At 72.6% G+C, this 11,409-nt stretch carries 14 protein-coding genes; 9 read left to right on the top strand and 5 right to left on the bottom strand.

Annotated features, from left to right (window positions below; translation table 11 throughout):
* Positions 1 to 36: 36 nt before the first annotated feature.
* Entirely contained in the window at positions 37 to 543 is a 507-nt protein-coding gene (locus OJ962_RS22560; RefSeq protein ID WP_202955101.1) for a hypothetical protein, read from the bottom strand.
* Positions 544 to 576: 33 nt separating this feature from the next.
* Here OJ962_RS22560 and OJ962_RS22555 point away from each other — a divergent pair, with 33 nt between their 5' ends.
* The 7 genes from OJ962_RS22555 (at position 577) to OJ962_RS22525 (ending at position 6,983) form a co-directional block, all read left to right on the top strand.
* The gene (locus OJ962_RS22555) at positions 577 to 1,341 is read left to right on the top strand and encodes an LLM class F420-dependent oxidoreductase (RefSeq protein ID WP_202955102.1); all 765 of its coding nucleotides are present in this window, start codon (positions 577 to 579) and stop codon (positions 1,339 to 1,341) included.
* On the top strand, positions 1,326 to 2,069 hold the full coding sequence (locus OJ962_RS22550) for a class I SAM-dependent methyltransferase (RefSeq protein WP_202955103.1): 744 nt from the start codon (positions 1,326 to 1,328) through the stop codon (positions 2,067 to 2,069). Before OJ962_RS22555 ends, OJ962_RS22550 begins: the two co-directional genes overlap by 16 nt.
* A 336-nt stretch (positions 2,070 to 2,405) precedes the next feature.
* A complete protein-coding gene (locus tag OJ962_RS22545; protein ID WP_202955104.1) occupies positions 2,406 to 3,527 on the top strand; it encodes a coiled-coil domain-containing protein in 1,122 nt (373 codons plus the stop codon).
* Complete coding sequence (locus OJ962_RS22540) at positions 3,524 to 4,774, top strand: bis-aminopropyl spermidine synthase family protein (protein WP_202955105.1); 1,251 nt, start codon at positions 3,524 to 3,526, stop codon at positions 4,772 to 4,774. Before OJ962_RS22545 ends, OJ962_RS22540 begins: the two co-directional genes overlap by 4 nt.
* Before the next feature lie 15 nt (positions 4,775 to 4,789).
* Positions 4,790 to 5,914: a GAF domain-containing sensor histidine kinase gene (locus OJ962_RS22535; protein WP_202955106.1), complete on the top strand. Its 1,125-nt coding sequence runs from the start codon at positions 4,790 to 4,792 to the stop codon at positions 5,912 to 5,914.
* A 10-nt stretch (positions 5,915 to 5,924) separates the two neighbouring features.
* Positions 5,925 to 6,392 carry a CYTH domain-containing protein gene (locus OJ962_RS22530; RefSeq protein WP_202955107.1) on the top strand — a complete coding sequence of 156 codons (468 nt, stop codon included), beginning with the start codon at positions 5,925 to 5,927 and terminating at the stop codon, positions 6,390 to 6,392.
* 9 nt (positions 6,393 to 6,401) lie between these two features.
* Entirely contained in the window at positions 6,402 to 6,983 is a 582-nt protein-coding gene (locus tag OJ962_RS22525) for a hypothetical protein (protein ID WP_202955108.1), read from the top strand.
* Here OJ962_RS22525 and OJ962_RS22520 read toward each other — a convergent pair.
* Together OJ962_RS22520 and OJ962_RS22515 are read right to left on the bottom strand one after the other, a co-directional pair.
* On the bottom strand, positions 6,934 to 8,220 hold the full coding sequence (locus OJ962_RS22520) for a TolB-like translocation protein (RefSeq protein ID WP_202955109.1): 1,287 nt from the start codon (positions 8,218 to 8,220) through the stop codon (positions 6,934 to 6,936). The two genes, OJ962_RS22525 and OJ962_RS22520, sit on opposite strands and share 50 nt — an antisense overlap.
* Before the next feature lie 160 nt (positions 8,221 to 8,380).
* Entirely contained in the window at positions 8,381 to 8,710 is a 330-nt protein-coding gene (locus OJ962_RS22515) for a hypothetical protein (protein ID WP_202955110.1), read from the bottom strand.
* Between the two features lie 54 nt (positions 8,711 to 8,764).
* On the opposite strand from OJ962_RS22515, the gene OJ962_RS22510 reads away from it, so the two are divergent.
* Entirely contained in the window at positions 8,765 to 9,406 is a 642-nt protein-coding gene (locus tag OJ962_RS22510; RefSeq protein WP_202955111.1) for an HAD hydrolase-like protein, read from the top strand.
* Positions 9,403 to 9,891 (top strand): DUF2269 family protein, encoded by a 489-nt coding sequence (locus tag OJ962_RS22505; RefSeq protein ID WP_202955112.1) that lies wholly within the window; start codon positions 9,403 to 9,405, stop codon positions 9,889 to 9,891. The genes OJ962_RS22510 and OJ962_RS22505 overlap by 4 nt, the downstream gene beginning before the upstream one ends.
* On the opposite strand, the gene OJ962_RS22500 is transcribed toward OJ962_RS22505, so the two are convergent.
* A complete protein-coding gene (locus OJ962_RS22500; protein WP_202955113.1) occupies positions 9,888 to 10,907 on the bottom strand; it encodes a hypothetical protein in 1,020 nt (339 codons plus the stop codon). The genes OJ962_RS22505 and OJ962_RS22500 overlap by 4 nt on opposite strands.
* Positions 10,908 to 10,956: 49 nt before the next feature.
* Positions 10,957 to 11,388: a hypothetical protein gene (locus tag OJ962_RS22495; protein WP_202955114.1), complete on the bottom strand. Its 432-nt coding sequence runs from the start codon at positions 11,386 to 11,388 to the stop codon at positions 10,957 to 10,959.
* Positions 11,389 to 11,409 lie beyond the last annotated feature (21 nt).

Here is an 11,409-nt window from a genome sequence, read left to right as displayed (position 1 = left end):
ATGCAGTGGACGAGCCAGCCGCGCGAAGTGTGACGACTAGGCGACGGCGGGCAGCGGGATCACCTGGTCGAGCCGCTGCTCCTGCGCCTCGTCGGCGTGGTCGAAGATCCGGTCGCGGATCTTGGAGTCGGCGTCGAAGAGCTCCTGGTTGGCGTCGCGCAGCTCGCTCTGCACGCGAATGCGCGCCCGACGGTCGTCCGGGTTCGTGCGCAGGTGCGCCAGGAACGCGTCGAAGGCCGTGATCGTGCGGCGCGTGATGCGCATGTAGTCCGTGAGCGTCTCGCGCACCGCCGGCGACTGCAGCGCGCGCACCTGCGCCTCGGCGGCGCCGAGCTTCGGCTTCACGCGCGTGAGCGCCGTGCCGGCCGCGTCGAGCTGGTCGTCGGCGAGCGCCTCGCTGGTGGCGAGCATGTCGGCCGCGACCGGTTTGTACGCCGCCGACCAGCGCGTGAGCGTGTCCACGTCGCGGTCCGGCATCGGCTCGCCCTCACCGCACGCGACCAGCGCGAGGGCGACCGTGACCAGCATGAGAATCCTCCTCATCGCGGGCATTGTCCCTGGATAGCCTGCGGGAACATGACTTCCTTCCGCGTGGGTGTCCAGGTGCAGCCGCAGCACGCGAGCTTCGACGCCATGCGCCGGGCCTGGCAAGAGGCGGACGCGCTGGGCGCCGACACGATCTTCACCTGGGACCACTTCTTTCCGCTCACGGGCGAGCCGGACGGGCTGCACTTTGAGGGGATCACGTCGCTGGCGGCGATGGCGCAGGTGACCGAGCGCGCGCAGGTCGGCGCGCTGGTGATCTGCAACTCCTACCGCAACCCGGAGCTCCTGGCCGACGCGCACCGGACGATCGACCACATCTCCGGCGGGCGCGCGATCCTCGGCATCGGCGCGGGCTGGTTCAAACGCGACTATGACGAGTACGGCTACGAGTTCGGCGAGGCGCCCGACCGCCTGCGCGAGCTGCGCAAGGCGATGCCGCGGATCAAGGACCGGCTCGGCAAGCTCAACCCGCCGCCGCTCGGCAAGCTCCCGATCCTGATCGGCGGCAGCGGCCCGAAGGTGACGCTCAAGCTCGTCGCCCAGTACGGCGACATGTGGCACTCGTTCGGCGACGCCGAGGCCTACCGGCGCAAGAACGAGATCCTGCTCGAGCACTGCGCCAACGAAGGCCGCGACCCGGCTGACATTGAGCGCACCTGGGGCGTGGGCGACGTCGCCGACGCCGAGGCGCTGGCGGAGGTCGGCGTGACGCACTTCATCGTCGGCATCGGCGGGGAAGGCGACGGCTACGACCTGAGCCCACTGCGCGAGCTGGTCAAGTGGCGGGACGCCTGACGCCCGCGGGCGACTTCGACTACGAGCGCGCCGGCGCGGGCTACGCGCGCCGGCGCCGCACGGACCCGCGGATCGCGGCGCACGTGCACGCGGCGCTCGGCGACGCGCGGACGGTGCTGAACGTGGGCGCGGGCGCCGGCTCGTACGAGCCGGAGGACCGCTACGTCGTGGCGGTCGAGCCGTCGGCGGCGATGCGCGCGCAGCGCCCGTCCGAGCGGCCCGCGGTGAACGCCGTCGCCGAGGCGCTGCCGTTCGACGACGACAGCTTCGACGCCGCGATGGCGATGATCACCGTCCACCAGTGGGCGGACGTGCGGCGCGGCGTGAGCGAGCTGCGGCGCGTCGCGCGCGGGCCGGTGGTGATCCTCACCTTCGATCCCGACGCGCTGCTCGACTTCTGGCTCGCCGAGTACGTGCCCGCGCTGCTGGAGGCCGAGCGGCCGCGCTTTCCCCCGCTCGGCGCGCTGGGGGACCGTGTGCAGGCCGTGCCGATCCCGCTGGACTGCCAGGACGGCTTCATCGAGGCGTTCTACGGGCGGCCGGAGGCGTTCCTGGACCCGGAGGTGCGGGCGGCGCAGTCGGCGTGGGAGAAGACCGGGGTGGACGTCGGGCCCGGCCTGACCGCCCTGGCCGAGGAGCTCGCGAGCGGCGCGTGGGACGCCCGCCACGGCGACCTGCGCAGGCAACCCGAGTACGTCGGGTCGCTGCGCCTGGTCACCAGCAGTTGATGGCGGGCGACGCGGCCGGGCGCGGCACCTCGCGCACGACCGGGACGGCGAACGCGTGGGAGGCGGGGCGGCGGGGAGCGTGCGTGATGAGGGTCATGGGGTTCACCGGAAGAGGCGACGACGCTTGATGTCGTCCTGGTGTGCGGCGGCGAGGCTCAGATGGATCAGCGAGGGGTTCATGACGCTAGGAATCATCGCTTTATGAGGCCTTGATTCCGAGGCGGCAGGCAGGCGTCCGGAAGTGTGGTTCTCGCCGACCACAGGGGGGACAGCCGCACCCCCTTGCACGATGGCTTGCAGGAAGGAGGAGTTGCGCGGGCTAGGGTCGTCGGCCGCATGAGTCGTATTCGTCGCGTCCTGCCGCTTGCGGTGCTCGCTGCCGTGGTTGCTGGGACGGTGCCCGCGCACGGGCAGGAATCGCTGCGGGACCGCGCTTCGCGGCTGCGCGCCGCGGTCGCGGCCGAGGAGGCGCGGATCGCCGACACGCGCGAAGGGCTCGCGGACGCCAACGCGCGCCTCACGCGGCTCAACGACAAGCTCAGCCGCCGCCGCGAGCAGCTCGACCGCACGCAGGACGAGCTCGTGCGCACGCGCGTGCGCCTCACGCGCCTGGAGCGCAAGCAGGACGAAGCGCAGACGCTGCTGGCCGAGAACCTGCGCCAGAGCTACATGGACGGCAAGCCTTCGTTCGTGACGGTCGTCCTTAACGCCGACGGGTTCTCGGACCTGGTGGCGCGCTTCGAGTACCTGCGCCGGATCGCGCGGCGCAACGCGTCCGTGTACGGCGACCTGCGGGACGCGCGCGAGAAGGTGCAGGGCATGACCTCCGAGCTCAAGCAGCTGCGCGGAACCTACGCGGAGCTGGCGAAGAGCGCGGAGCACGACCGCGACCGGGCCGACGCGCTGCGCACCGCGCTGCTCAACCGCGAGGCGCGCCAGCTGCAGCGGCGCAACGGCACGGCGGCGCAGCTCGCCTCCGTGCAGGGCCGGATCGCCGCGATCGAGCGGCGTCAGCGGGCGGCCGCGCGCCGCGCCCAGGCCGCGCGCACCGCGACCCAGCAGGCGCCGCGCGCGTCGGGGGGCGGCTCGAACCCCACCCCGGGCGGCGACGTCGTCGGCCGGATCGTCGCGGCCGCGAACGAGATCGCGACGACGCCGTACGTGTACGGCGGCGGCCACGGCGGCAACTCGTCCGGCTACGACTGCTCGGGCTCGATCTCCTACGCGCTCGCCGCGGCGGGCCTGCTCGACGGCGCGCTCGACTCGACCGGCTTCATGAGCTGGGGCGAACCCGGGCCGGGCAAGCGCGTGACGATCTACGCCAACGCCGGCCACGCCTACATGGTCGTCGACGGGCGCCGCTACGACACCAGCGCGCTCTCGGGCGGCGGCACGCGCTGGACGTCGGAGATGCGCAGCTCCGCGGGCTTCGTCGCCCGTCATCCTCCTGGGTTGTGAGCATCCACGCGCGTACGTTCCACCGGCTCGCGGTGGCCCGGCGCGACACGGAGACGATCGCGGAGCTCGTCGCCGCCACCGGGCTGTCGCGGCGTACCGTCCAGGAGGCGCTGCGCGAGCCGGCGCAGGATCCGCCGCCGGACAAGCGCCGCCCCCTGTCGGCCGAGCACGTGGCGGAGTGGCAGGCGCGGCTCCCGGCGCCCGACCGTGACCTCGACCACGTCGGCGCCACCGCCGACACGGCGGTCCGGCGCGCCGAGTTCCTGCACGACACGTACTGGCTCGACGGCGCGCACCTGATCTGCGTCGGCGACCGGGACCTCACGTCGCTGGCGGTGGCCACGGTCTCGCCCGGGGTGAAGGTGACCGTCGTGGACATCGACGAGCGCGTGTTGGCGGTGATCCGGCGCGTGGCGCGAGACGAGGGGTTGAATGTCCAGACCGCCTTCGCCGACCTGCGGCTCGGCCCGCCGGCGTCCCTGCGCGAGGCGGGCGACCTCGCGTTCACCGACCCGCCGTACACGCCCGAGGGCATCCAGCTGTTCGCCGCGCGGGCACTGCAGATGCTGCGCCCGGACGACGACGCGCGCGTGCTGCTCGCCTACGGGTATGGCGAGGCGCAGGCCGCGCTCGGGTACGGCGTGCAGGAGGCGATCCACGAGCTGCGGCTGCTGATCGAGGCGCTGTACCCGCAGTTCAACCGCTACGTCGGCGCGGAGGCGATCGGCAGCGCGAGCTCGCTGTATGTGACGCGCCCGACGCGCCGCACGTGGGCGGCGGCGGACAAGAAGGGCCGCGCCTCGGCGCGCATCTACAGCGGCGGCAAGGCGTCGCTGGAGTCGGCCGCGCCGGAGCTCCCCGACCTGGGCGGCGCTCGCCGTGAGCGGCTGGAGGTCGACGTCTCCGCCCATCCGGCGCTCGCCGTGCGCGTACTGCTCGCGGCCCCCGCGCGCACGGTCGTGCTCCGCGGCGCGACCGACCTCCCGGACCTGTCGGCGCTCTACACGCGTGAGGGCGACACGTTCACGCTCGTCGAGGGCACGCTGCTGAGGGCGATCGCCGACCGCTCCCGCTCCAAGCTCGCCAACGCGTGGCGCGAGGCGATCATCGCGCGCACGCCGATGACCAAGAACGAGGCGCGCGCGCTCGTCGCCGAGCACGCCTCCGTCGCCGACGTGCTCGAGCGCCGGCTCCCCGAGCTCCCACGCGACGCGCTCGAGGACTTGTTGGTCGCCCTCGCGGAGTGAGACACTGACCGCGCAATGGGAGTCGAGGTCATCGACGAGCGGTCGGTGCAGTTGCGCGTCGCGCTGCTGGTCGCGCGCGAGACGCCGCTCGACGCGTTCTTCGAGCAGGTCTCCCGCGAGGCGGCGCAGCTGCTCGGGATCGACGCCACGGGCGTGATGCGCTACATCGACGACGGCCGCGCGGTCGTCGTCGGCGTCTACCGCGCGGGCGGTTCACGCATGCTGCCGGTCAACGCCGAGCTCGACTTCGACCGCACCGAGAGCGCGCTCGGCCGGGCGCGCGCGGCCCGTGCGCCCGCGCGCGTCTCCAGCTACGACCGCGCCCGCGGGGAGCTGCCCGCGGTGATGCGTTCGATGGGGATGAGCGTCTCGACGGCCACCCCGATCCTGATCGACGGCGAGCCGTGGGGCGCGCTCGTCGGCACCGCGCCGGAGGAGGACGCGCTGCCCGCGGGCCACGAGGCCAAGCTCGTCGGCCTGGCGGAACTCGTCGCCCAGGCGATCGTCAACGACCGCCGGCGCGCGGAGCTGGCCGCCTCCCGCACGCGCCTGCTGGAGGCCGGGGACGAGACGCGGCGCCGGCTCGAGCGGCTCCTGCACGAGGGCGCGCACCAGCACGTGGTGGCGCTCGCGCTCAAGCTGCGCGTCGGGCTCGGGCGCACCGACCCGGCCAGCGCGGAGGCGGAGGTCCTGCGCGACGCGCTCGCGGACGCGATGGAGGCCAGTGCGGAGCTGTCCGAGCTCGCGCGCGGTCTGCATCCGGCTGTGCTGTCCGAGCGCGGGCTGGCGGCGGCGCTGCAGGCGGTCGCGGCGCGTTCGCGCGTGCCCGTGAACCTGCGCGCGTTGCCTGGGCGCCGTCACTCGGCCGTGATCGAGACCACGGCGTACCTGATGGTGTGCGAGGCGCTGGCCAACGCGCAGCGGCACGCGCGCGCGAACGAGTGCTGGCTGCACGCCGACGACCGCGGCGGGGCGCTGATCGTCGAGGTGCGCGACGACGGCGTCGGCGGTGCCGTGGTGCGCGCCGGCGGCGGGCTCGAGAGCGTCTCGGACCGGGCGGCGGCGCTCGGTGGATCCTTTGTGCTGGAGAGCCGTCCCGGCGGCACCGCGGTGCGGATCGAGATCCCGACCGGGATGTGACACTCGTCTGATGGAGATCGAGCGCAAATTCGTGCTGGAGGCGCCGCCGGACGGGCTGGCGTCCCACGATTCACAGCACTTCGAGCAGGGCTACCTCGCCATCGACCCGGCCGGCGCGGAGGTGCGCGTGCGCCGCAAGGACGGCACGGTCTCGGTGATGACGGTCAAGACCGGCATGGGTCTCGTGCGCGGCGAGGAGGAGTGGGAGATCGAGCCCGCCCACTTCGACGCGCTGTGGCCGCTGACCGGCGACCGCCGCGTGGTCAAGACGCGCTACTTCGTGCCGCTCGACGGGGACCTGGTCGCGGAGGTCGACGTCTACGAGGGCGAGCTCGACGGCCTGGTCACCGCCGAGGTCGAGTTCCCGGACGAGGCCACGGCGCTCGCGTTCGAGGCCCCGGCGTGGATGGGCCGCGACGTCACCGAGGACAAGCGCTACGGCAACCGCGTGCTCGCGGTCGACGGCATCCCCGCGTAACGTACGCTCGTGCTGCGCGCGCTCAACCTGGCGGCGAAGGTCGCGCTGATCGGGCTGCTGCTGTTCGCGATCGTCCGGCCGGACCTGCCGCAGTTCGCGGGCAAGGCGATGACGACGCGGCTGTTCACGTTCGGGATCTCGGCCGTCCTGCTGCCGCTGATCTGGCTCGTGTTGCGGCCGCGTCGGCCCTATCCGCACGCGATCGACCTGTGCCTGCTCGCGCCGTTCCTGCTCGACACGGCCGGGAACGCGCTGGATCTGTACGGCGCCGTCGAGTGGTTCGACGACGCCATGCACTACCTCAACTGGATCCCGTGGACGACGGCGTTCGGGCTCGCGCTGGCCGAGTTCGCGCCGCCCGTCCCGCGCTGGGCGCTGTTCGGGCTCGTGCTCGGGTTCGGCGCGGTGACGCACATCCTGTGGGAGCTCGCCGAGTTCTTCACGTTCATCCGCGGCGGTCCGGAGGAGGCGACGGCCTACCGGGACACGCTCGGCGACTTGACGCTCAGCCTGTGCGGGTCGGTCACCGGCGCGCTGATCGTCACACTCGCAGCTTCGCGGACACGGACTGGCCGCCGAACGTCGCCTTGACGGTGACGCGCTTGCCCTTGGAGACCTTGAAGTCGACGGAGACCTGGCCGCGCTTGCCGACGGTGACGGACCTCTTCGTGCCGGGGGTGAGCTTGAACGTGGCCTTGCCGGGCGCGCCGGTGATGAGCGTGGCGCGCAGGCCGCCCTTGCGGCGGGCGAGCTTGAGCGTCGGCTTGCGCTCAGACTTGGTGGGCGCGCCGCCGCCGGAGGTCTGGGTCGGCGGCGTCGCCGTGATCGGGCTGGTGGCGGGGACGTCGGCCGGGCCCCAGTCCGGGCTCTTCGCGCCGGGCGCCAGCAGCGTGCCCGGGCCGCCGGAGGCGCAGTTGTCCGGGATGCTCGTGACGAAGACACCCTGCGCGGTGCCGTAGGCAAACGCCTTGCCGCTCGGCGCGAGGCTCGTGCTCTCGAACTTGCCGCCGCCGAGCTCATAGCAGCGCTCGGCGACGCGTTGGTTGACCTTGTTCGTGAACGGCGTGTGGTCCCAGTCGGGTGCGCCGAACGGGGACATCGTGGTGCGGTACACGCGCAGCTTCTCGTCCTCGCCGCCGGCGATGCCGATCACCGTGCTCAGGTCGCGGGAGAGCTCGACGGCGTCCACGCCGAAGCCCTGCTGGTCGTCGAAGAACCACGGGTCGACCGTGCCGCTGAGGGTGGTGAGGACGGCGTCGTCGTTGAAGATCTGGCCCGAGAACGACCGCACCAGCGTGTCGTTGGTCAGCCAGCTCGGATAGATCCAGCCCGTGAGCAGCGGGTACGCCTCGACGCCGGTGTAGCCGTCCGCGTTGGAGATCGCGACGCCCTGGCGCTGGGTGTAGACGTGGCAGGACGGGACGCTCGTCGCGCTGCACCCCGGCACGTTCTCGTAGGAGTCGTTGAACCACTCGTACGCGACCTTGGTGCCGTCCGGCGAGAGCTGCGGATTGAGCGGGCCGTGGAAGCGATTGACCGGGCCGGCGTTCGGCGCGCCGTCGCTGATCGGCGTGAGGAAGTCGGCCAGCACCTTGCCGTCGCGGGAGAGCTTGTGCAGCCGCTCGCCCGGCGCCAGCGCGATCATCGTGCCGTCATCGGCCTGGGACACCGACGCGTATGTGCCGGTCGACGTGATCTGCACCGTGCGCGACCCGTCGGGCGTGGCCAGGAAGACGTTCCCGCCCTGCACGTAGGCAATCGAATCGGCCAGGGCGGGCGTGGCGACGGCGAGGGTCAACGCGGCGGTCAGCAGTGAGAGGCGCAACATGCGGCCGAGACTGCGCAGTCCGCTTTGCCTCGACCTTGCCCGTGCCTTGCCACAAACTTAAAGCGGGACAGTCCCTCTTTAGGAAAGGCACCCCCGCGCCGGCGAATCGACCGCCGGCGCGAATCGGGTGCGTGCGAAGTGCGACGAGCTCCGAGCGAGCTCAGCCCGTATCGGGCGCGCGGCCCGCGGGCATGAGCCCTGCGAGCGCTGTTTGGACCTTCGACCCATGGAGGCTGGGTTCCTGCCGCTGCATCGCCGGGACCAGCTCGTGGTGGCCGTCGTCGAACACGACGAGGCCGCCGTGGACGGCCAGCCAGGACGCGTCGGCGCTCAGCAGCGCGGCCTTGGCGCGCCACTCGGCCTCGACCGCCGTCGGCGCGAGCGCCGTCGCCTGCACGACGCCCGTGAACGCCGGCTCGCCCGTCGACGGGTCCAGCAGGTGTGGTGCGCGCGGGCGGCGAGGAGCGGTTGCGCAGAGGGCATGCGACAAGGCTCGGCCCGCCCGCCGAGAGCCGTCCGAGAGGAGCCTGAGAGGATGCTGGGGATGGCGGTCCTCTTCGATCTGGACGGCGTGCTGGTGGACTCGCGCGCCGCGTTCCTGAACTCCATGACGCTCGCACTGCGTGACCTCGAGCTCCCGGCGTACCCGCGCGAGGCGCTGCTCCCGTGCATCGGCCCGCCGCTCAAGCTCGGCTTCTCCGAGCTGCTCGTGACCACCCCCGAGGACCCGCGCGTGGACGCGCTGATCGCCGCCTACCGCGGGCACTACGCGACGATCTCGCTCACCGACACGACCGTCGCGCCCGGCATCCCCGCGGCGCTGGCGGCGATCGACGAGCCGAAGGCCGTGGCGACCTCCAAGCCCCGCCACTTCGCCGAGCCGCTGCTCACGGCGCTGGGCCTGCGTGAGCACTTCACCGTCGTGGCCGGGCCGGAGCTGGACGCCCGCGGCGAGACCAAGGCCGAGACGATCACGCGTGCGCTGGCCCTCCTCGAAACCACCGACGCCGTCATGATCGGCGACCGCCGGTTCGACGTCGAGGGCGCGCACGCCAACGGCATCCCGTGCATCGGCGTGACGTGGGGCATCGGCGCTCGCGAGGAGCTCCAGGCGGCGGGCGCCGACGCGATCATCGACGCTCCGCTTGAGCTCGGTCCGGCCCTAGGCGTAATGTCCCGCGCGTGATTGCCGCCTTGAACCTGTACACGATCTCGCTGTTCATCCACATCAGCGCGGCGATCGTCGGCCTCGGGGCGACGTTCGCGCTCTCGATCGCGTTCCCGCTCGCCCTGCGGATGAAGGATCCGCGGCACCTGCTGTTCATGCACCGCCTCAACCTCGAGGTGGTGACCAAGCTCGCCAGCCCGGCGCTCGGGATCATCCTGCTCACGGGCATCATCCAGGTGATCGACGGCGACCTCTCGTTCGGCGAGCCGTGGATCAGCGCGACGTTCGTGATCGTGTTCGTGCTCGGCGGCCTGCAGGGCGCGTACTTCGCCAAGACCGACCGCAAGCTCGCGGCGATGGTCGAGTCCGAGCTGGCGTCCGGCGCCACCCAGCTCTCGCCCGAGTATCAGAAGGAAGCGCAGCGCGAGGGCAGCATGGGCGCGCTCACCGGTCTGCTCGTGCTGGCGGCCGTGTTCCTGATGGTGATCAAGCCCGGCGCCTAGGGCGTCGGCGTGTAAGGGACGCCCGCCGTGGCGGACAGCTGCGGGATCAGCATGTCGGCCTCGATCGCGGTGACCTCCGCGGCCGCCTGCGTCCGCTCCGGCGTGCCCGGTGCGGCCGCGTCCCGGATGCCCCGCCAGCGCACCAGGCGTTCCCCTTGCGCCTGGCCCGTGAACGACGCCGTGAGCACGCGCCTCGGTGACAGGGCCCGCCCCGCCTCGTCGGCGACCTTCTGCCCGTGGCGCAGCTTGACCTCGGCGGCGGCGACGCCCTCGTTCGGGTAGTCGCCCATGATCGAATGGTCGGTGTGAACGCCGGGCGAGGTCGCGGTCCGGCGGTTGACGGCGGTCGTGTCCACGTACTCGTCGAGCAGCCCCATCAGGTGCGAGAGCTCGTGCGCGTACCGGACGGGGTTGGACACGGCGCCGGTGAACCAGTTCCCCGAGTCCATCCGGCCCTGGCCCTTGTGCAACCGGACCGTGTTGTTGCCGCCCGAGGCCGAGAACTGCACGCGCAGGCGCATGGACAGCTGCTCGCCGCTGGCCGTGTCCGTGAGGATGAAGCGGTTGTCCCACAGCGAGACGAACGCGGTCTCGGCCGCGGTCTGCGTCGCCGCCAGCTCCTCGGGCGTGACGTCCGCGTCCGGGACGAGCCGGACCTTCTGCGTCACGACGATCTCGGACCCGACGACCTCGACGTCGAAGCCGGCGTGGCTTCCGTACGTTCCGCCGCCGACCCGGGGCTCGCTGATGCGGAAGGAGGCGGTGCTCGGCGTGCGGGCGACGGTACGCGAGGCGGCGAGCATGCGCGTCACGCGAGCGTTGCCGGCCGTGCGCTGGAGCGCTCCTACGACCTCGGCGCGGGAGTCGGCGTCGGTCTCCGCCAGCAGCTCCGCCGGCCCGGCCGGCGCGCGGGCGGGGGTGAGCGTCGCGGGCAGGGCCTCGACGGTCTCTGCGGGACGCGCGCGCTCGACCTCCGGCGTCGTGTCCGTCGACGGTCGAGGGTCGAGGGTTCCCATGGATCAACCCTCTTCGAGATCACCACCGCGGTCAAGCGCGCGAGCGCTTTCAGTAGGCCGCCGGCCCGTACGGCAGCCGGCCCTCGGTGACCCGCTCGACGACCTCGTCGTAGGCCCGCAGCACGCGCCCGACGCGCTCGTCGTCGAAGCGCTCGCCGGCGGGGATCTCGGCCCGATGCACGGGCGCGTCGCCGTCGCGGACCTCGACCCGCAACGTGTCCTCGCCCGTCGCCCATTCGGTCCGCGTGCTGACGAGCGTGTCGATTCCCGTCTCGCGCATCGCCTCCGCGAAGCGCGCCAGCTCGTCGGCGTCCAGCAAGCCGGTGTAGCGGCGATGGTCGCCCGCGCGGCGGTGGTCGACCTCGACCGAGCCGCCGTGGCGCACCCGCAGCGCGATCTCGCCCGCCTCGAAGTGCTCGGTGCCCGTGGTGAGCTCGACGGTCCAGTCGGCGAGGTCGGCCATGCGCGATGAAGGCGGCACAGCGCGACTATATCCGGCGGC

This window comes from Solirubrobacter deserti (assembly GCF_027587175.1).
Taxonomy (GTDB): Bacteria; Actinomycetota; Thermoleophilia; order Solirubrobacterales; family Solirubrobacteraceae; genus Solirubrobacter; species Solirubrobacter deserti.
The sequence above is the reverse complement of the archived record's forward strand: the minus strand, read 5'-3'. Positions and strand labels throughout refer to the sequence as shown.